Source organism: Streptomyces sp. NPDC090045 (genome assembly GCF_044747975.1).
Lineage (GTDB): Bacteria > Actinomycetota > Actinomycetes > Streptomycetales > Streptomycetaceae > Streptomyces.
Genome location: NZ_JBIVFA010000003.1, coordinates 233446 through 252334, shown reverse-complemented (window position 1 = coordinate 252334; position 18889 = coordinate 233446). Strand labels below are relative to the sequence as shown.

General features: G+C 71.7%; 21 protein-coding genes. 10 read left to right on the top strand and 11 right to left on the bottom strand.

The window, feature by feature from the left end:
• Window positions 1-646: 646 nt before the first annotated feature.
• Together ACIPYQ_RS10125 and ACIPYQ_RS10120 are read right to left on the bottom strand one after the other, a co-directional pair.
• Window positions 647-1303 carry a response regulator gene (locus tag ACIPYQ_RS10125; RefSeq protein WP_401248307.1) on the bottom strand — a complete coding sequence of 219 codons (657 nt, stop codon included), beginning with the start codon at window positions 1301-1303 and terminating at the stop codon, window positions 647-649.
• Window positions 1300-2496, bottom strand: a complete 1197-nt coding sequence (locus tag ACIPYQ_RS10120; protein WP_401248304.1) for a sensor histidine kinase — start codon at window positions 2494-2496, stop codon at window positions 1300-1302. The genes ACIPYQ_RS10125 and ACIPYQ_RS10120 overlap by 4 nt, the downstream gene beginning before the upstream one ends.
• Window positions 2497-2631: 135 nt before the next feature.
• On the opposite strand from ACIPYQ_RS10120, the gene ACIPYQ_RS10115 reads away from it, so the two are divergent.
• The 5 genes from ACIPYQ_RS10115 (at window position 2632) to ACIPYQ_RS10095 (ending at window position 7048) form a co-directional block, all read left to right on the top strand.
• On the top strand, window positions 2632-3552 hold the full coding sequence (locus ACIPYQ_RS10115) for an ABC transporter ATP-binding protein (RefSeq protein ID WP_401248301.1): 921 nt from the start codon (window positions 2632-2634) through the stop codon (window positions 3550-3552).
• Window positions 3549-4355, top strand: a complete 807-nt coding sequence (locus ACIPYQ_RS10110; protein ID WP_401248299.1) for an ABC transporter permease subunit — start codon at window positions 3549-3551, stop codon at window positions 4353-4355. Before ACIPYQ_RS10115 ends, ACIPYQ_RS10110 begins: the two co-directional genes overlap by 4 nt.
• Window positions 4356-4487: 132 nt before the next feature.
• On the top strand, window positions 4488-4790 hold the full coding sequence (locus ACIPYQ_RS10105; RefSeq protein WP_401248296.1) for a hypothetical protein: 303 nt from the start codon (window positions 4488-4490) through the stop codon (window positions 4788-4790).
• A 180-nt stretch (window positions 4791-4970) separates the two neighbouring features.
• Complete coding sequence (locus tag ACIPYQ_RS10100) at window positions 4971-5888, top strand: SAM-dependent methyltransferase (protein WP_401248293.1); 918 nt, start codon at window positions 4971-4973, stop codon at window positions 5886-5888.
• Window positions 5885-7048: a hypothetical protein gene (locus tag ACIPYQ_RS10095; protein WP_401248290.1), complete on the top strand. Its 1164-nt coding sequence runs from the start codon at window positions 5885-5887 to the stop codon at window positions 7046-7048. The genes ACIPYQ_RS10100 and ACIPYQ_RS10095 overlap by 4 nt, the downstream gene beginning before the upstream one ends.
• A 55-nt stretch (window positions 7049-7103) precedes the next feature.
• On the opposite strand, the gene ACIPYQ_RS10090 is transcribed toward ACIPYQ_RS10095, so the two are convergent.
• From ACIPYQ_RS10090 to ACIPYQ_RS10065, 6 genes are all read right to left on the bottom strand, one after another.
• Window positions 7104-8501: a cytochrome P450 gene (locus ACIPYQ_RS10090; RefSeq protein ID WP_401248287.1), complete on the bottom strand. Its 1398-nt coding sequence runs from the start codon at window positions 8499-8501 to the stop codon at window positions 7104-7106.
• The gene (locus tag ACIPYQ_RS10085; protein ID WP_401248285.1) at window positions 8498-9118 is read right to left on the bottom strand and encodes a GTP-binding protein; all 621 of its coding nucleotides are present in this window, start codon (window positions 9116-9118) and stop codon (window positions 8498-8500) included. The genes ACIPYQ_RS10090 and ACIPYQ_RS10085 overlap by 4 nt, the downstream gene beginning before the upstream one ends.
• A complete protein-coding gene (locus ACIPYQ_RS10080) occupies window positions 9099-9458 on the bottom strand; it encodes a DUF742 domain-containing protein (protein WP_401248282.1) in 360 nt (119 codons plus the stop codon). Before ACIPYQ_RS10080 ends, ACIPYQ_RS10085 begins: the two co-directional genes overlap by 20 nt.
• The gene (locus tag ACIPYQ_RS10075; RefSeq protein ID WP_030713382.1) at window positions 9455-9862 is read right to left on the bottom strand and encodes a roadblock/LC7 domain-containing protein; all 408 of its coding nucleotides are present in this window, start codon (window positions 9860-9862) and stop codon (window positions 9455-9457) included. Before ACIPYQ_RS10075 ends, ACIPYQ_RS10080 begins: the two co-directional genes overlap by 4 nt.
• A gap of 6 nt (window positions 9863-9868) precedes the next feature.
• Window positions 9869-11410, bottom strand: a complete 1542-nt coding sequence (locus tag ACIPYQ_RS10070; protein ID WP_401248277.1) for a sensor histidine kinase — start codon at window positions 11408-11410, stop codon at window positions 9869-9871.
• Window positions 11411-11706: 296 nt separating this feature from the next.
• On the bottom strand, window positions 11707-12348 hold the full coding sequence (locus tag ACIPYQ_RS10065) for a TetR/AcrR family transcriptional regulator (RefSeq protein WP_401248274.1): 642 nt from the start codon (window positions 12346-12348) through the stop codon (window positions 11707-11709).
• A gap of 83 nt (window positions 12349-12431) precedes the next feature.
• On the opposite strand from ACIPYQ_RS10065, the gene ACIPYQ_RS10060 reads away from it, so the two are divergent.
• Both ACIPYQ_RS10060 and ACIPYQ_RS10055 read left to right on the top strand, forming a co-directional pair.
• Window positions 12432-13220: an SDR family NAD(P)-dependent oxidoreductase gene (locus tag ACIPYQ_RS10060; protein WP_401248271.1), complete on the top strand. Its 789-nt coding sequence runs from the start codon at window positions 12432-12434 to the stop codon at window positions 13218-13220.
• A gap of 104 nt (window positions 13221-13324) precedes the next feature.
• Window positions 13325-13654, top strand: a complete 330-nt coding sequence (locus tag ACIPYQ_RS10055) for a hypothetical protein (RefSeq protein WP_401248268.1) — start codon at window positions 13325-13327, stop codon at window positions 13652-13654.
• A gap of 30 nt (window positions 13655-13684) precedes the next feature.
• Here the strand turns inward: ACIPYQ_RS10055 and ACIPYQ_RS10050 are convergent, their stop codons facing one another.
• Both ACIPYQ_RS10050 and ACIPYQ_RS10045 read right to left on the bottom strand, forming a co-directional pair.
• Complete coding sequence (locus ACIPYQ_RS10050; protein ID WP_401248265.1) at window positions 13685-14872, bottom strand: glycoside hydrolase family 64 protein; 1188 nt, start codon at window positions 14870-14872, stop codon at window positions 13685-13687.
• 173 nt (window positions 14873-15045) lie between these two features.
• Window positions 15046-15447, bottom strand: coding sequence for an ATP-binding protein (locus ACIPYQ_RS10045; protein WP_401248263.1), 402 nt, complete (start codon window positions 15445-15447; stop codon window positions 15046-15048).
• A 261-nt stretch (window positions 15448-15708) separates the two neighbouring features.
• Between ACIPYQ_RS10045 and ACIPYQ_RS10040 the strand changes: the two genes are divergently transcribed.
• Window positions 15709-15930: a hypothetical protein gene (locus tag ACIPYQ_RS10040; RefSeq protein WP_401248260.1), complete on the top strand. Its 222-nt coding sequence runs from the start codon at window positions 15709-15711 to the stop codon at window positions 15928-15930.
• A 56-nt stretch (window positions 15931-15986) separates the two neighbouring features.
• Here the strand turns inward: ACIPYQ_RS10040 and ACIPYQ_RS10035 are convergent, their stop codons facing one another.
• A complete protein-coding gene (locus tag ACIPYQ_RS10035) occupies window positions 15987-16595 on the bottom strand; it encodes an endonuclease (RefSeq protein ID WP_401248257.1) in 609 nt (202 codons plus the stop codon).
• Between the two features lie 237 nt (window positions 16596-16832).
• On the opposite strand from ACIPYQ_RS10035, the gene ACIPYQ_RS10030 reads away from it, so the two are divergent.
• Both ACIPYQ_RS10030 and ACIPYQ_RS10025 read left to right on the top strand, forming a co-directional pair.
• Window positions 16833-17504, top strand: a complete 672-nt coding sequence (locus tag ACIPYQ_RS10030) for a DUF4097 family beta strand repeat-containing protein (RefSeq protein ID WP_401248254.1) — start codon at window positions 16833-16835, stop codon at window positions 17502-17504.
• A 628-nt stretch (window positions 17505-18132) separates the two neighbouring features.
• On the top strand, window positions 18133-18870 hold the full coding sequence (locus ACIPYQ_RS10025; protein ID WP_401248251.1) for an alpha/beta hydrolase family protein: 738 nt from the start codon (window positions 18133-18135) through the stop codon (window positions 18868-18870).
• The last annotated feature ends 19 nt before the right edge of the window (window positions 18871-18889 follow it).

The following is an 18889-nucleotide window of genomic DNA, read 5'->3' as shown; positions in this document are numbered from 1 at the left end:
GTCGGCACCGACGACGGTGGGGGCAACGTCCACGGGTTTCCTTCCGTGCCGACCGCGTCGGAGCGGGGTTTCCAGGCACCTCAAGCAGCCGACGGAAGAGGCGAGATAGGGTGACGCTCATGAAAAACGCACGTGCGACAGGGCCGACGGGCTTCAGGTAGTCCGCCAGGAGCTACCTGGCGGTTGCTCTGAACGGAGTCCCGTGACACGCACCGCCCACCACATTTCCGCTTCGCGCAGCCGAAGTGCACGCGACTGCTCGTCAGGAAAACCCTGGCGTTCCGTGGCCCTCTACGACCTGAGGTACAGCGCACACACCTTCACCGATGCGGCACGAGAGTCCAGAAGGCCCCAACCTCGCACGGTCCGCCGCACGGTGGACGTCTACTCGTTCCCCCGACACCAGCAGGACCGCTCCGTCGCCAGGTGGTCCGCAGCGGAGGAACGCCGGGCGCGAGCGCGGCTGCGAGCCCAAGTAGGGGCTCTCCTCGGGCTGGTGCGTTCCCGCGCCGGCGAACTCGATTTCGATGCCGCGGACACCGTGGACATACCACCGGCACGTCATCGGCGCAGCTCGCTCTGGCTCGCGTAGTCGCCCACGCTCACGCCGGGCTTCGCCTTCCTCACCTGCGAAACGGCCGGCTGGTCAGCCCGACAGTGTGACCAGGCCTGTTTCGTAGGCGAGGATGACGAGGTGGACGCGGTCGCGGGCGCCGAGTTTGGACAGGAGCCGTGCCACGTGGGCCTTGGCGGTGGCCACGGTGATGCAGAGCTGGACGGCGATCTCGCCGTTGGACATGCCGCGTCCGATGAGCGTCAGCACCTCGCGCTCCCGCTCGGTGATGCCCTCGACCGGTCGCGGCCGGGGAGTGGGTTCGGGTCGTGCGGCGAACTCCTCGATCAGGCGGCGGGTGACGCTCGGAGCGATCAGGGCGTCTCCCGCGGCGACCACGCGGATGGCGGTGAGGATGTCGTCCAGGTCCATGTTCTTGACGAGGAATCCGCTCGCACCGGAGCGCAGGGCGGCGTACACGTAGTCGTCGTCCTCGAAGGTGGTGAGGATCAGGACCCGTGTCGCCGTGGAATCCGCCGTGATCTTCCGGGTGGCCTCGATGCCGTCCATTCCGGGCATGCGGATGTCCATCACCACCACGTCGGGCCGGACATCCCCGACGAGCCGGACTGCTTCGGCGCCCGTCGCGACCTCTCCGACGACATGGATGTCGTCGGTGCCGGCCATGAGCACGCTCAGGCCGGAACGCACCAGCGGCTGGTCGTCGGCGAGGACGACGCGGATCGTCATGGAAGGTGGACTCCTTCGGGCAGGGGAAGACGGGCCGCCACACGGAAGCCGCCTTCGGGGCGCGGGCCGGCCGTGAACTGGCCGTGCAGCAGGGCGATGCGCTCGCGCATTCCGACGATGCCCCAGCCGGCGGCGCCGCCGGTAGCCGGGGCGGGGCCGGTGCGGCCGTCGTTCTCGACTTCGACGGACAGCTCGTCGGCCCGGTAGTCGACGGTGACGAGACAGTCGCGGGTGCCGGCGTGGCGTGCGACGTTGGTGAGTGACTCCTGGACGATCCGGTAGGCGGCCAGTTCGATGTCGGCGGGCAGCGGCCGCCGCTCGCCGAGCCAGCGTACGTGGACACGGATTCCGGCGTCCTCCGCCGACGCGGCCAGGCGGTCGAGATCGTCCAGGACCGGCGCCGGACCACGCGGCGCCGAGCCCGCACCGGCCCCCGCACCGGCGCCCGCATCGGCGCGGCGCAGCGCGCCCAACGTCCGCCCCAGACCGGCCAGGGTCTCCTTGCTGGTGGTCTCGATGGCGGCGAGTGCGTTGCGGGCGTCGTCCGGCCGCGTGTCGATGACGCGTCTGCCGACGCCGGCCTGGATGGCGATGACCCCGACGCTGTGCGCGATCATGTCGTGCAGTTCGCGCGCGATCCGGAGCCGTTCCGCGGTGACGGCCTGAGCCGTCGCCTGGGCGTACAACGCCTCGGCGTGTTCCCGGCGTTCGCGGACCGAATCGCCGGCCGTCCAGGCGGCGGCGAGGGCCACGGCGATGAAAGCGAGCGTCTGGACGTACGCGCCCTGCCCGGACGGAAAGTAGAACGCGGAGGCCGCCTGCCCGCCGAGCGCCATGCCGGCGGCGGTGAGCGAGGTGCGGCGCGGGCGTGTGGCCGCGATGTAGCCGACGGCAAGGTCGCTGATCAGCACCTGCAGAAGTCCGGCTTCCAGCATGCCCCTCGCCGATACTGCGGCGAACCAGCCGGCGAGCAGCAGCGCGAGGGCCGGCAACGGCCTGCGGCGCAGCAGACTGGCCGTCAACACCGTGAGGAGGACGACCAGCAGGAGCATCGGGGCGGAGAAGCCCTGCCAGCTGCCGCGCATCGTGACGTGCAGAACCACGGGGTAGGCGATGGCTCCGCACCAGGCCAGGGCCTCCCCCGCGATGCGTAGAGCGCCTCTCGGCAGCGGTGGGTGCGGGATGGTGGGCATGCCGTGATCGTAGATGTCGTAGCGCCCGGCGGGGTATTGGCCCGTGGGCGTACGCCCGCGGGCTACCGGCGAGCACCGGGAGTGTGGTCGGTGGCCCGATGCACCCGCGGGCCGGACCGCGGCACCGTTGGCCGGGTGATCGAAGTCAACGAACTGACCAAGCGATACGGGAAGACCACGGCCGTGAGCGGTCTCAGCTTCACGGTCCGTCCCGGCCACGTGACCGGGTTCCTCGGCCCCAACGGCGCCGGAAAGAGCACCACCCTGCGGGTGCTCCTCGGCTTGAACCGGCCCACCAGCGGCACCGCCACCATCGGCGGGCTCCCCTTCCGGGACCGCCCGCGCGGGCTTCGCCACGTGGGCGCGCTCCTCGACGCCCACGACGTACACGGGGGCCGCACCGCGGTGGGGCACCTGTCGGCCCTGGCCCGAAGCAACGGCATTCCGCGAAGCCGGGCGGACGAGGTCCTGCGGGAGGTCGGGCTGGCCGGTGCGGCCCGCCGCCGCATCGGCGGATTCTCCCTCGGCATGAAGCAGCGGCTCGGAATCGCCGGCGCACTGCTCGGCGACCCACCCGTACTTCTCTTCGACGAGCCGATCAACGGCCTCGACCCGGAGGGTGTGTTGTGGGTGCGCGGCCTGTTCCGGCGGCTGGCCGCCGAGGGACGCACCGTGTTCGTCTCCAGCCACCTGATGAGCGAGATGGAGCACACCGCCGAACACCTCGTCGTCATCGGCAGGGGCGAGCTGATCGCGGCGGAGAGCGTGAAGGAGTTCGCGGCCCGCGGCACCCGCCAGAGCGTCACCGTGCGCACCCCGGACCCCGCCGCGCTCACGGCCGTGCTGGTCGCCGACGGCGCCTCGGTCCGGTGCGACGGCCCTGACGGAGCGAAGGAGCTCAAGGTGACCGGCCTGAGCGCGGACCGCGTCGGCGAACTCGCCCTCCGGCACCGCATCGTGCTGCAGGAACTGGCCACGCGCACCTCCTCCCTGGAGGAGGCCTTCATGGAACTCACCGGCGACCGCGTCGAATACCTCGCAGGAGAACCCCGATGACCCCGGCCCGCTTCCGCGACCTCCTCGCCGCCGAATGGATCAAGCTGTGGTCGCTGCGCTCCACACCCTGGGCCTTCGGGATCAGTGCGCTGGTCGTCATCGGCATCAACGTGAACGCCGCCCTCGCCGACTACACCAACTATCCGAACTACCCCCAGGGCACCAAGGACCTCTTCGTGCCGATCTGGGCGATGCGGGACGCCTTCACCCTCGGCGCCGGCATGGTCCTCATGCTCGCCGCCGGGAGTATCGGGGCACTCACACTCGTCAGCGAGTACGGCACCGGACAGATCCGAACGACCTTCGCCGCCGTCCCCGCCCGCCGCTCGGTGGTCGCTGCCAAAATGGCCGTCGTGACGGCCGTCATGCTGGTCTACGGCGCGTTCGTCGCGGCCGTTTCCTTCGGCGTGACGCAGGCCGTCCTGTCCGGCCGGCACGTCGGCCTCCCGCTCGACTACCCCGGCGCGCTCCGCGCCACCGCGGCGTCCGCCCTGCTCGCGCCGGTGTGCGCGCTCATCGGCATGGGCCTCGGCGCGCTCATCCGGCACACCGCGACCACCATCGTCACGCTCACCGGCGTCCTCCTGCTGCTGCCCACCCTGATCAACGACCGCCACGCATGGTCGGCCGCCCTCCTCCACGCCCTGCCCCGGGGCGCCTGGGACCGGCTGACCGAGGTGGGCGACTCGCCCGTGCCGGTGCTCTACCCGGCGACGATCACCGGGGCGTGGATCGTGTACGCGGCCTGGCCACTCGCTGCCGCAGCCGTCGCCACCGCGGTCGTCCACCGGCGCGACCTCTGAACACGCCCCGGCCGCACCCAGGACATCCGACGACGCCGCCAACTTGTCCATAGGGGCCCCGGCCGCCCTTCCGGTGGCCCCACGGATGCCGCCGCGGCCGATGAGAGCGGCGGCACCGAGGCGATCGCCCGGGTGGAAGGCGGCCGGCTGCTGGAGGAGAGCCGGGCCGAAGCGCGTCTGCACCAGGCGCAGGGGACCAAGGACGAGCCCGTCCGGTACGTACGGCCGGTGTATCTGATTCCGCGGGCGGCGCAGGGCGCCCCGGGGCGTTGCCGTGCTGAGCAAGAGGGGTGCGAGACGGATCGGAGCTCCGTCTGGAAGGCGGTGGTCGCCACCCGGGTCGTCACCGAAGCCCCGCCGCAGGACGCGACCGCCGCTCCGACGCCGTCGCCGGAGCAGGGAAAGGTCAAGACGAAGGGGGTGGAGTGGAAGTAGGTCCCACGCAGGCTTCCGGTGGGATTCGGACGCGGTTGCGTGTTGCTCCAGTGGGCTGACGTGGGGCCATCGAGGTGCCACGATGATCCGTGCTTCAACAGTGTGCCGTACGGGACGCGGTGAGAGCAGTGACAGCGTGTCCCGGAGGCAGCCCTACCCCACGAAAGGGCGGACACCCCCATGCGCGTCACCCCCCTCGTATCGTCCTTAGGCAGCGACCAGGGTTCCGCGGCGGACGACCCCATACGGCTCTATTACAGCCACAAGACACAGGAGATCCTGCAGAAGTACGGTCCGGGCCCCCGCGTCCACTTCCACGTGGGGCTGTACCCGGACGGCCCGCCGGACACCACCGTCTCGCAGAACATGCTGAAGCAGCGCCTGATCAACGCGCAGGAGCGGATCGTCGAGCACGCTGCCCGGTCGTGGGGCGCGTACGAGGCTCCTCCCCGGCGGCTGCTGGACATCGGCTGCGGCCTGGGCGGGACCTCGCTGTACTGGGCGCAGGAGCACGGAGCCTCGGTCACCAGCCTCACCGTCGCGGAGGAACACGTCCCGATCGTCCGGCACTTCGCCCGGCGCGCCGGGGTCGCCGGGCGGGTGAAGCCCGTACTGGCGGATGTGCACGACCTGGACGAGACCTGTGCGTACGACGCCGTCTACGCCAACGAGAGCAGCGGCTACACCGACCGGTCCCGGCTCTTCGACGTCGTCGCGAGAGCACTGGAGCCGGGTGGATGGTTCGGGATCCAGGAGCATTTCGTGGGCCGCTCCCAGTGGCGCGAGTTCATCGACGGCTACTACAGAACCCGGCTGGGGCTGCTGGGGGAGTATCTGGTCGCGGCCGAGGCGGCCGGCTTCGAACTCGTGCACGAGGAGGACGTGACGGACTCGGTGGCGGAGTTCTGGGTGCAGTCCATGGCGTGGAACACCGCCGAACTCGACCGGCTCCGCGCGGACGCCAACGCGCGGCCCGGTGCCTGGACCGGCGAACGGCTCGAACAGTCGACGCTCGCGCACAGCAGGTTCTTCCGGCTCTGGCGCGACCACGCGGTGCAGACGCGGCTGCTGCGCTTCCGGCTCGGAGGCCGCCCATGACGACGTCACCCGCACCCGCATCGGCACCGGCACCGGCACCCACCCCGTCGCCGCCACCGCGCCCCTCGCTGCTCGGTACGCGCCTGCCGTCCTTCTACTGCCCCCTGGAGCGCGACCTCGTCCATCCCGAGGCGAAGCAGGTGGAGGCCCTGGCGGTCGAGTGGCTGGACGCCTTCGGCGTCTACCCCGACCCGGTCGAGCGCGCATGGGGTCTCGCCACCCACAGCGCCGACTTCTCCTGCCGCATCATCCCCGACGGGAACGTGGAGGCCCTCCTGCTGTTCACCCAGTGGAACTACTGGGCCAACGCCGTCGACGACTGGCAGGACTCGGGTTCCGACGAGGTGGGGACGGGCGCCGTCGTCGAACACGGCGTACGTCTGCTGCGGACCATCGAGGACCCGGGGGCGTCGGTCCTGCCCGACGGGCCGATGACCCGCGCGCTCTTGGACCTGGTCGGCCGCACCCATGCCCTGCTCACGCCGTACGAGTTGCGCAGGTTCACCGAGGGGACGCGCGACTGGCTGCTCGGGGCGGCCTGGCGGGCCGCCCAGGCCGAGGCCGGGACCATGCCGGGGCTGAACGACTTCGTGGCCATGGGGCCGTTGGCGAACGGCACGCGCTTCTCGCTGACCTGGTCCGACGTCGCACGCGGGGACCGGCTGCCGGCCGAGGTGCTCTGCTCCCCCGCTCTGACGGCACTGACGGATGCGGCCGGTTTCGTCGTCAGCGCGGACAACGACCTGTTCTCCTACGACAAGGACGACCACCTGGAGCCGCGGGAGGTGAACCTCGTCAACGTCCTCGCCCACCAGGAGAACTGCACCCCCGCCGAGGCGGTGCCACTGGCGGTGGCCCTGCGTGACCGGGTGATGGTCCTCTTCGCCCGGCTGCGGGCGCAGTTGGAGAACGCTCCGGACGGTCCAAACGGTCCGAACGGGGAACTGCGCCGTCACCTCGCGGCCTTGGGTCACTACGTGGCCGGCTCCATCGCGTGGCAGAGCCGGGCACCCCGATACGCGAGCCCGCGCAACCGGCACGAACTGCCGCTCCCGGACGCCCGGTTCGAGGTCCGGTTCGCCGATGCGCCCAGCTGCCCGGGAACCGAGCCTCCGGATGTGCCGGCCCTCGCCGCCTGGTGGCGGCAGGTACGCGACTGAGCAACGCCGAGGGCCCCGGCCGGTGCGGCCGGGGCCCTCGGTAGGGAGAGCCGGATCAGCGGCGGCCCAGCAGCCGCCGCCACCAGCTGACGCCGCGACGGCGGCGGCCGGCGACCGCGGGCGCCGCCGTCGGCTGCGGCGGGACGAACGCGTGCTCGGGGTGCCCGGCCGGCTGCTCCTCCAGGGGCTCCGCGTTCGGCACGGTGCGCGGGGCGAACCGTACCGGCAGGGACAGCAGGTGGCGTGACATGAGCGTGCCGCGCCATTGCAGCTCGCTCGCGTCGACCGCCAGCTGCAGGTCGGGCAGCCGGTCCAGCAGGACCTCGATGCCGGTGTCCGCGATGGCCCGCCCGATGTCCTGGCCCGGGCACTCGTGCGGGCCGCTGCTGAAGGCCAGGTGGGAACGGTTCCCGTGGACGGAGACGGCGGGATCCGGCCGGATCTGCGGGTCGGCGTTGCCCGCGGCCAGCCCGAGCAGGATCATGTCGCCCGCCTTCACCTCCTGGCCGCCGAGCAGGGTGTCACCGGTGGCCCAGCGCCCGATGATCGTGTTGATCGGCGGGTCGTCCCACAGGACTTGCTCCAGCGCGTCGGGAAGCGTCATGTGGCCTCCGGAGAGGCTGGCCCGGAAGCGCGGGTCGGTCAGTACGGTGCGCAGCGTGTTGGCGATCAGGTTGGCGGTGGTCTCGTAGGCCGCGATCAGCACCACGCGCAGGTGCATCAGCACCTCGGTGTCGCTCAGGTTCGCGGGGTGCTCGATCAGCCAGGAGGCGAGGTCGCGCGCCGGCCTGGCCTTGCGCTCCACGACCAGGTGTTCCAGCGTGGCGGTGACGTAGCGGTCGCTCTGCAGGGCCGTCTCGGTCCCCTGGAGCATGTCGCGTGCCGCGTTGACCAGCAGGGGTCCGTGTTCGTCGGGGGCCCCGATGAGCTGCGTCATGACCAGCATGGGGAGCTGGTCGGAGAAGCCGGAGACCAGGTCGGCGTACCCCTCGCCCGCGATCTGGTCGACGAGCTGGTTGGCGAAGCGGGTCACGTAGCGGCGGATGCCGCGCTTGTCGAAGCGCTCCAGGGACTCCACCACGGCCGAGCGCAGCCGCTCGTGGACGGGCCCGTCGGTGAAGTTGCACACCGGCACCCAGGAGACCATGGGGCCGAGCGGGGTGTCGGCCGGCACCCGGCCCTCTCTCATGTCGCGCCAGCCCCGCGGGTCGCGGGCGAAGCGCGAGGACGTGCGTGCCACGTCCAGGTTCTCCCGGTGGCCGAGGACCAGCCAGGCCGGAAGGTCCCCGCTCACCAGTACGGGGGCCACCGCGCCGTGTTCGGCCCGCAGCTTCTCGTACAGCGCGAGGGGATCGGCCTGGGCCTCCGCTCCGTGGAGGCGGTACAGGCCGCCCGCCGTGGCCGCCGCCGCGTGGGCGGGGCACTCGGGCGGTGGGGTGGGGGTGGTGCTCACATTGCCTCCTGGGTGGCTGCCTGGGAGTGGAGGTAGCGCATGAGGGTCAGCAGGACGTCGCGGGACGAGTCCCGCCGTCTGGCATCGCAGACGAGGATCGGGACGGTGGGGGGCAGGTCGAGGGCTTGGCGCAGTTCCTCCATCGGATGCTCGGGCGCGCCGGGGAAGGAGTTGACGGCCACGACGAAGGGGACGCCCCGCTCCTCCAGCCGTCCGATGACGTCGAAGCTGATCTCCAGCCGCCGGGTGTCGAGGAGTACGACCGCTCCGAGCGCGCCCTCGAAGAGCCCGCGCCACAGGAACCAGAAGCGCTCCTGGCCCGGTGTTCCGAAGAGGTACAGGACGAGTTCGTCGTTGATGCTGATGCGGCCGAAGTCCATGGCCACGGTGGTGGTGATCTTGCGGGCCACGCCCCAGGTGTCGTCGACGCCGACGCCGGCCCTGGTCATCGTCTCCTCGGTCGTCAGCGGCTTGATCTCGCTGACGGCACCGACCATCGTCGTCTTGCCCACGCCGAAGCCGCCGACGATGACGACTTTCACGGCGGCCGCGGCCGTCTGCGGCAGTATGTCCGCCTGGCGCGGCCCGGCCGGCGTGTCAGAGCTTCTGAAGTCCATCGATCACTGCCTCGATCAGAGCAAGGTCGGGTAGCTGCGCGGCGGGAACGGGCGGGCGGACGTACACGCGCTGAGCGGCCATCAGGTCTCCGACCAGCACGGTGACGACGCTCACGGGCAGGCCTGCGTACGCGGCGATCTCGGCCACCGACAGCGGTGACTGGCACATCCGCAGGATGGCCGCCTGCTCGGGCTGCATCTCCGGCCGGGCGGCCCCTTTGGCCACGACTAAGGTCACGAGGTCCAGATGGACGGCGGTGGAGGGTCCACTGCGTCCGCCGGTGATGACGTAGAGCCGTTCGGGGCTGCCCTCCTCCCAGCTTGTGGGCGGCTCATTCACGCGGGCTGCCCGTCATGTCGGGGCGGGCTGCTCAGGTGGTCCCCCATTCGGGTCACCAGGTTGCGCATCTGCGCCCCCATCAGGCCCGCGTCCACGCCCTCGTCGGCGAGGACCGCGAGATAGGAGCCGTCGCCGGCGGCCATGAGGTAGAAGAACCCGCCGTCCATCTCGATCACGACCAGGCGCATCCTGCCCTCCGAGCGGGGCAGTTCCGCGGCCACCGCCCCGGCGAGGCTCTGCAGGCCCGCGCAGGCCGCTGCCAGGCGGTCGGCCGTGTCGGTCTCGGCCCCGTACTGCGCCACGCAGAGCCCGTCCGCGGACAGTACGATCACGTGCCGCGTCTGCGGCACTCCGGCGGCCAGGTCCTTGAGCATCCAGTCCATGCTGCTGATTCGCTGAGTCATCACTGCTTACGCCCCCTTGGTCGCTGAACCCGACGCGCCTTCGGCGCCCGGCGCGTCGTGGCCGGGCGCGCCGGACAGTCCGCTGTGGAAGGCCTCCAGCCACATTCCGGGGCCCTGGTCGTCCGCCGGCTGCGGCTCCGCGGCCGGCCGGACGTCGAACGTGGCGGCACGGTCCTTCCGGCGTCGCTGCGGCAGGCCGGTCGCGGTGCGCTCGGTGGCCGGCTGCCCGGCGCTGACGGGCGCCGGCCTGGGCGCCGGAGCCGGAGCCGGTGCCGGCCGGGGCACGGACGTGCCCGCCGGCGAGCGGTCGAAGGGGTGCTCGCGCGGTGTGGCGGCCACGGCCCTGGGCCCCGAGGAGGAGCCGATGCCGTGGGCCAGACCGGTCGCGGAGGACGCCGTGGTGATCAGGTGCTGCGGAACGATGACCACGGCGCGGACGCCGCCGTACGCGGACGAGCGCAGGGACACCTGGAACCCGTACGCCTGCGCCAGCCGGCCGACCACCGCGAGGCCCAGCCTCGGCGTTTCGCCCAGGTCGTTGAGGTCGATGCCGGACTGCGCCTGCGCGAGCATCTTCTCGGCCCGTCCGCGGGCCTCCTCGCTCATGCTCAGGCCGCCGTCCTCGATCTCCACGGCGATGCCCGACTGCACCTCGACGGCCGTGAGGTGGACCCGGGTGTGCGGCGGCGAGTACCGGGTGGCGTTGTCCAGCAGTTCCGCCAGGGTGTGGATCAGCGGCTCGACGACCGGGCCGACGACGGCGACCTCGGAGACCGAGTGGAGCTCCACGCGCTGGTAGTCGATGATCCTCGACATCGCGCCGCGCATCACGCTGTACAGGGTGACGGCCCGGCTCCACTGGCGGCCGGGGCGCGCACCGCCGAGGACCGAGATGGAGTCGGCGAGCCGGCCGATCAGGGCGGTGCCGTGGTCGAGCCGCAGGAGGTCGCCGAACACGTCCGGGTTGCTGCCGTGCCGGTCCTCCATCTCGCGCATCTCGTGGGCCTGCTGATGGACGATCGCCTGCACGCGGCGGGCGACGTTCACGAAGGCGCGCTGCGCCGAGTCGCGCAGGCTCTCCTCGTTGTCGACCGCGTCGATGACGTGGGAGAGCACGGCCTGCAGGGCGGCCCTGAAGCGCGGGGTCAGGGCCTCGTCGTTGCCCCAGCGGTTGCCGTGGCCGCCGCGCCCTCCCAGGGCGGTCAGCACCTCCTCGGCCAGCTCGCCCTTGCGCAGTCGCTCGATGGCCTCGGGCAGCACCACCTCGGACAGCCGGGCCGCCTCGGCTTCCTGCCGGGCCAGGACGTGCTGGAGAGCCGCGACCTGGGCGCGCCCGGCGGCGAGCGCGCGGCCGCGCCGCAGCGCTTCGACGAAGACCGCCACGGTGCACAGGGCGCCGACGGCGATCACGGCGGTGCCGAGCGGCGCCGAGGAGGAAGCGAGCGCCCCGGCCAGGCAGGCGGCGGCCACGAGCGCGATCGCGGGCAGCAGCCGGCTTGCTCTGCCCTCCACGTGTGCACTTTCGGGGGGAATGTCTCTTTGCTCCATCGGCGTCCTCGAACTATCGAAAAGGGGGGACCTTCTGACCGGTGGGCGGGAGCATAACTACGCCCAACTTCCCGCACGCGGCCTTTCGTTGGAGTTCATCGGACCGGAGGAACCGTTATGCGCCACAAGCGACGCCGAATTCCGGCAAGGAAAAGGGCCCGCCCACCGCGAGAGGCGGCGAAGCGGGAGGTGGGAGGCGCGCCGGCACCGCTCGCCGCACGGGAATCCGCCCGCGCATTCCGATCGGTTCCGGCCGCACCGCTTTCTTCCGTGGTGGCGTCCCGGAGGGAAATGCGCTAGGAGTGCGGCACGGGATCGGCTGCGCGGAGGCCGGTGAGCAGGACGTCGAGGGCCAGGTCGGTCGCCTCGTCCAGCGGGGTGTCCTCGAGGAGGGACCCGACGGCCAGGGCCGCGAGGCCGTGCACCACGGAGAAGGCGACCTGGGCGAGCCGGGCCGGGTCTCCCGCCCGTACGACTCCCTCCTGCTGGGCGAGGGCGATCAGTTCGGCGGCGATCTCCAGGCTCTGGTGGCCGAGCTCGCGGAGTTCGGCGCTGGAGTGGTCGGCGTGCTTGGCCGTGAACATCAGGCTCAGCAGCGGGGCGTGCGCGACGGCGAAGTCCACGTACGCGCGGCCCATGCAGGCGAGCCGGGCGACGACGGGGCCGGGCTCGCCCACGGCGGCCCGCAGGCGCGCGTTGAGCCGGGTGAAGCCGTTGACGGCGAGCGCGTCCAGCAGCGCCTGCCGGTCGCGGAAGTGGCGGCCCGGCGCCGCGTGGCTGACGCCGAGGTCCCGCGCGAGGGCGCGCAGGGAGAGGCTGTCCGCCCCCGAAGCCGCGAGCACGGCTTCCGCACGTGCCAGCAGGGCCTCTCTGAGGTTGCCGTGGTGATAGGGCGCATCGGCGTCGGCCAAGGCGGTCTCCTCCTCCGATGTTGTCATTGACAACAATGTTTGCTCTGCCTACATTCAGGTAGCGACCATCTTCGGTCATCAGCCGGAGTCCCGGAACGGAGCACCGACCCATGTCTATGACATACCGCGGAACCACAGCCCTGATCACCGGGGCCAGCGCAGGCCTCGGCGTCGAGTTCGCCCGGCAGTGGGCGGAGCGCGGGGCGGACGTCGTCCTCGTCGCGCGGCGCGTCGACCGGCTGGAGGAGCTGGCGGCCGACCTGGAGCGCCGGTACGGGGTCAAGGCCCGCCCGATCGCCGCGGACCTCGCCCGGCCCGGTGCCGCGGCGGCGCTGCGCGCGGAGCTCGACGCACTCGGCATACCGGTCCACACCCTGATCAACAACGCGGGCTTCGGCAGCCACGGCCCCTTCGCCGCCGAGGACCCCGCCCGGATCAGCGAGATGATCCAGCTCAACGTGCTCGCGGTCACGGAACTGACGAGGGAGTTCCTGCCCGCCTTGACGGCCGACGGCCGGGGCGCCCTCGTCACCGTCGCCAGCGCGGCCGCGTATCAGCCGACCCCGGCGATGGCCGTCTACGGCGCCACCAAGGCCTTCGTCCTGAACTTCACCGAGGCCGTCGCCTACGAGACGCGCACCTCGCCCCTGCGGGTGCTCGCCGTCTCGCCGGGGCCGGTCCGCACCGAGTTCTTCGACGTCGTCGGCAGCCGGGACGCCGCCGTGGGCCGGATGGCCACTCCGGAGCAGGTCGTCACCGCGGCGCGCCGCGCACTGGACCGCGGCAGGACCCCGGCCAGCATCGTCGTCGGCCTCGGCAACCGGCTCTCCGCGACGGCCTCCGCCCTGGCCCCCCGCCGCCTCGCCCTGACCGTGGCGGGGCGCGCCCTCAAGGCCTGACCGGGCTCCGGACTCGTCCGCGCGGCCGCTCCTGGGCGACACTGGTACCCGGGCACCGCACACCGCCGGTGCCGTCCGGATCCCGGTGTGCGGGAGGGCGCAGCATGGTCATCAGTCACCACATCGCCGCAGACACCCTGCACGTGAAGATCCGGCAGGAGCTGAACGTCACCAACCGGTCCGCGGCGGCCCTGCAGATCGAGTCGCTCGTCCAGGCGCACCGCCCCTCCCAGGTCACGATCGAGCTGCCGACCGACGCCCCCTCCCCCATGACCTTCAGCGCACTGGCCCGCGCCCAGCGGATGTGCCAGAGCCTCGGCATTCCCCTCACCGCAACCGGGCCGGGCGAACACGCGCCCCCGCTCCTCATCGGCCGGGGTGCCGGCGTGGACCCGGCCCAGTCGCTGGAGCACGGCGCGCGCCACAGCCACTGAGCCGGGGGCCACCACCCCTGGGCCCGGGACCTAGTGGAACGGTTCCAGCGTCATGAAGGCCTCTTGCGGGTTGCCGTCGTGCACCAGCGACTCGTGGGCGCCCACGTCGTCGAAGGCGAAGCCGTACGCCTTACCGTCGGCCATCTGTCCGTGGATGATGCGGGAGTAGTGGTTGGTGACGGCGTCGCGGTAGAAGCCGGCGCCGTTCGCGTCGGGTTGGGCGGGGTTGGTCAGGAGCGTCGACCGGTTGAAGCCGGCGCACAGGGTGCGGGAGATCGGGCCGCGGACGAGGTCGTTGGGTGCGTCCAGGAGCTTGTAGCAGCCGAAGATGCTGTCGGAGTCCGGCTTCTGGAAGCTGGTGACCACGGCTCCCGAGCCGTCGGTGAAGTTCATGACGTTGCCCGAGACCCGGCCGTGGTACTTGGTGTTCGGCTGGTTCGCGAACGGCGTCACGGTGAGCGTGGACGAGCTGTACTTGCTCCAGACCCGGTTGACGTAGTCGTTCATGACGCCGGCCGGGATTCCGCCCGCCTCGATGCCGTGCCCGGGTGCGAGCGCCCGGAGCGGGGTGCCGTCGGGGCGGTTCTGGATCAGTCCGCCCCAGCCGGCCGCGCGCAGCTGGCCGAAGACGGCGTCGTAGCCGCCCGGCTTGAGCCGGCCGGTGCTGGTGACCGCGCCGCCTGCCGCCTTCACTCCCACCGCGTACGGGGCCGAGAACATGTCGACCTGGGTGCTGTTGATCCACAGGCCGGCGTCGTTCAGCGTGTACTCGGACCAGTTGAACAGGATGTTGCGGTTGGGGTCGGAGGGGTTCTGCACGGCCGGTTGCACCAGGCCGCCGGGGCTGAGCTTGAAGACGATCTTCTGGCCGATGGAGAAGTAGACGCGCCCGGAGAACTTGGGCATCCGGATCGTCTTGGTCTGCCCGGTGGCCGGACCCGCGATCGACGCGTCGGGCGCGGGGGTGGGGGGATTGCCACCCACGGGCCACGGGTGGAAGGCCCCGTTGGCGTCGGCCCAGCCCTGCTGGCCCGTGGCGAGCAGGGTGCCCAGGTTGTAGACGTAGACCGGCTCGCTGCGTCCCGAGCTGTTCTTGATCGTGAGCGGGATGGTCGCCGGTACGGCCTCGGCGGACGTCGGTGGACCGGCGACCAACAGACCTGCGGCGACGACCAGCGCCGCGGCTCCGGACACGAGCAGTTTCGATAAGCGGAACACGTTCTTCCTCCCTGGGGGAGCCTCACGGCTGGAGGGACGGACACGGGCATGCATGACGTAGATGCATGGATTCATTGAAGTCTGAGAGCGCTCTCAGCATCCGGTTGTGTTCAACTTCTGTCAATGAATCGCGCGTTCCGCCCCACAGGCGGTACAGGGGGCGCCGACGGGCGTCAGCGGGGGACGTGGACGTGGATGGTCTTGCCGTCCCGCCCGCCGCGGTGACGGATCTCGACTCCGGTCGCGAGCCGGTTGACCAGGTGCCAGCCCCATCCGCCTTCACCCTGGTGACCGGGCTGTCGGGGCCGCGGCTCCGCGCTGCTGGTGTCGGTGACCGCGACGTCCACGCCGCCGGCCGTCCGGTGGAGGTCCAGCACGCAGCCTCCGGACGTGTGGCGTACGGCGTTGGTGACGAGCTCGCTGATCACCAGCAGGGCGGCGTCGACCGCGACGGGCGGGAACGCGGGCGCCCCCTGCACGGGGCGCTCCAGGAAGTCGTGTGCCGCGCGCCGGGCGTAGGCCGGGGCCTCCCCGCCGTTCAGCTCCAGGTGCAGGATCGGGGACTTGGGGGACACAGGGGGGATCAGAGGAAGAGGCATGGAATCGGCTCCGGAGCCTCGCGTCGGGGAACGTACGGTGTGGAGGTCCAACACCCACAAGGAATCTCCTGCCCGCTCACACCCCGCTCACACCCCACCCCTATGCCACACATACGCCACTCATACGCTTCGCCGGCGACCGATATGCGGACGGCCAAGCGTTCGAGTGGGGCATTTCTGGGTATATGGCCTTCCCGGAACCAGCCGGACCGGGCCGTATCAAGGCGGTGAGACCCGATGTCCCAGTGCAAGACCCCCGACTACCGCACCGGCCACCGCGGCCGGCACTGGACGCACGCCCTGCGCAGCGCCCAGAAGGCCGGGGCCGTGATCGTCACCGACGAGACCCTCGAACCGGTCGCGTACGCCCACTACGGCACCGGCCCCGGCCGCTTCCGCCCGTGGGTCACCCCCTCCGGCGTCCGCTACGACAGCCACGACGTGCATCCCGAGTGGTGACCGCACCGCCGGACCGCGGCGCCCCCGAGGCCTGACCCCGCCGCCCGTCCGGCCGCTCAGGAGAGTGCGGCCCGGACGAGGGCGGCGGCGAGCCTCGGCAGGTCCTCGGTGGCGACGAGGCCGGCAAGGCCGGCGGGCGTCGTCGGCAGCCCGAGCGCGGCGGCCGCCTGGAGGGCGCGACTGTCGAACGCGGGCCGCAGTTCGGGCCACGCCCCCTGGACCTCGCGGCAGAAGATGTCCGCTCCGACCGGTCCGATCCGCGGGAACTCCTGGAGGAGTCCACGGATCCGGCCAGGATCCCCGCCGGCGGCGTCACGCAGCCCGCGCAGGTCTCCGCGATAGCGGTCGAGGAGGAGTTCCGCCCCCTCCCCCAGTGCGGTGGCGGTGCTCTCGTCGTAGCGGCGGTAGTGGGCACGGCCGAGGGCGTCCACCCGGTCCTGCCAGGACGCGGCGGCCATCGCCCGGGGGGTGCGCATCCCCGCCGCGAAGAGCTCGCGCGCCGCGGCGACCGCGATGCCGGCCTGGATGCGCACCGAGAAGAGCACGCAGAGGGCCAGGAGCTGGTAGAGCGGAGCGGGGGTGCTCCGCAGGCGGATGCCCGCTTCCTCTGCATGGGTCCGCCCGTGCTCGTCGAGCAGATCGCGGACCGTGGTGCGCTGCGTCATGTCGACCTCTCCCTGCCGTCAGCCGCACGGAGCGTTCACTTTCCATCCATTGCAACATAACAAGGATAGCTGTTGCGTTGAAATCAGATCCATTGCAATGAATTACTGGGTTTGAGCTGCAGTGATGCGTTTCGTGCGCAACGAGTCTGTTGCCGAGTTCGTGAATGCAACGTAGCTTTTCGTTCATCAGAAACGGCGGGCCGACGAGGTGCCCGCCGCTGAAGAAGGAGAAGCATCATGCAGAAGTTCGCCACTCCCGCTCCGGTCTCGGCCGTTGTGGACATCGCCGCGGGTCGTGTCCGGTTCATCGCCGCGGACCGCGCGGACACCCGGGTGGAGGTCCTGCCGGTGAACGCGTCGAAGGGGCGCGATGTGAAGGCGGCGGAGGGGACCACCGTCACGTATGCGGACGGGGTTTTGCGGATCTCGACGCCGGAGGCGAAGAGTCAGCTCCTGGGGGCTTCGGGGTCGGTCGAGGTGACGGTCCAGCTGCCGGCGGGCTCGTCTGTGGAGGCGAAGGCGGCCAGTGCGGAGCTCCGTGGGGTCGGCCGGCTCGGTGAGGTCACTTTCGAGGGGGCGCAGGGCACGGTCAAGCTCGACGAGACCGCCGGTGCGCGGCTGACGCTGATGGCGGGTGATGTGTCGGTCGGGCGGCTGGGTGGTCCGGCCCGGATCAGCACGCAGAAGGGCGACATCCAGGTCGCCGAGGCCGCGCAGGGTGCGGTCGAGCTGTCGACCCAGGCCGGTGACGTGACGGTCGGCGCGGCCCGCGGAGTCTCCGCCTCCCTGGACGCCGGTACCGGTTACGGCCGGATCCACAACTCCCTGCAGAACAACGACGGCGCCACCGCCGCCCTGACCATCCACGCCACCACCGCCTACGGCGACATCACCGCCCGCAGCATCTGAAGAAGCACCCCACCTGCCCGAGTCCGAAACCGACAGAGGACACGAAGAATGAGCAGCATTCAGGACTACCAGGCCGCCGAGCAGCTTCTGCGCCGTGTCGCCCGCCCCGGCGAGCTCGTCGTCGGCGACAAGGTCAGGCCGCAGTGGATCGACGGAGGCACCCGCTTCTGGTACGCGGTGAGCGATGGCGTCGGCAGGCGGTTCGTGCTGGTCGACCCGGGGGCGGGCACCCGCGAGCCGGCCTTCGACCACGCCCGGCTCGCCGCCGCGCTGGCCGCTGCGTCCGGGGAGCGGGTCGACCCCGAGGCCCTGCCGTTCATGGCCATCGAACCGACCGGCAGCGCCGTGGAATTCGGCGCGTTCGGCGCGTACTGGCGCTGCCGACTGGACGACTACGTGTGTGAGCGGGCCGAGTTCACCCCGCCGGGCAATCCGCTGGAGGTGCGGTCACCCGACGGGAAGCTCGCGGTGTCCCGCCGGGGACACGACCTGTGGGCGCGCTCGCTGTCCGACGGCCGCGAGTGGGCGCTGACCACCGACGGCGCGCCCGACCACCAGTACGGGTCGGGCCCGGACAGCACGGGCAACGTACCGGCCGCGGGGGTTCGACCCCGCCCGGCGCTACCCGGTGGTGGACAACCTCTACCCCGGCCCGCAGGTCAACCGGGTCGCCCCGTGCTTCGACCCCGGCGGCATGGGCCTCGACGCGGAACCCGTCGCGGCGCTGGGCTTCGTGGTCGTGGCGCTGGACGGGCGCGGCACCCCGGGGCGGAGCAAGTCCTTCCACGACGCCTCCTACGGCCGCCTGGCCGACGCGGGCTGCCTGGCCGACCATGTCGCGGCGCTGCGGCAGCTGGCCCGGACGCGGCCGTGGATGGACCTGGACCGGGTGGGCGCGTTCGGCCACTCCGGCGGCGGGTTCGCCGCGGCGCGGGCGATGCTGGACTTCCCCGAGGTGTACAAGGCCGGGGTCGCCCTCTCCGGCTCGCACGACGCCCGCCACTTCAACCCGGGCTTCGTGGAGACCTACGACGGCGCGGACGCCCCGGAGGCCTGGGCCCGTACGTCGAACGTGGGCCTCGCGGACCGGCTGGCGGGCAGGCTCCTGCTCGTCCACGGTGAAATGGACGACCAGGTCCACCCGGACCACACCCTGCGGCTGGCGGACCGGCTCATCGCCGCCGGCAAGGACTTCGAGCTGCTCCTCGCGCCCGGGGCGGAGCACACGTTCATCGACTGCCTGGCCTACGTCCGCACGCGCTGCTGGGACTTCCTGGTGCGCGAGCTGATGGGCACGCGGCCGCCCGCCTACCGTCCGGCCCCCATCGTCATCGGCCCCGAGCTGCTCGGCGAGCTGTTCGCCTGAGCGGCTCGGCCAGACGGTG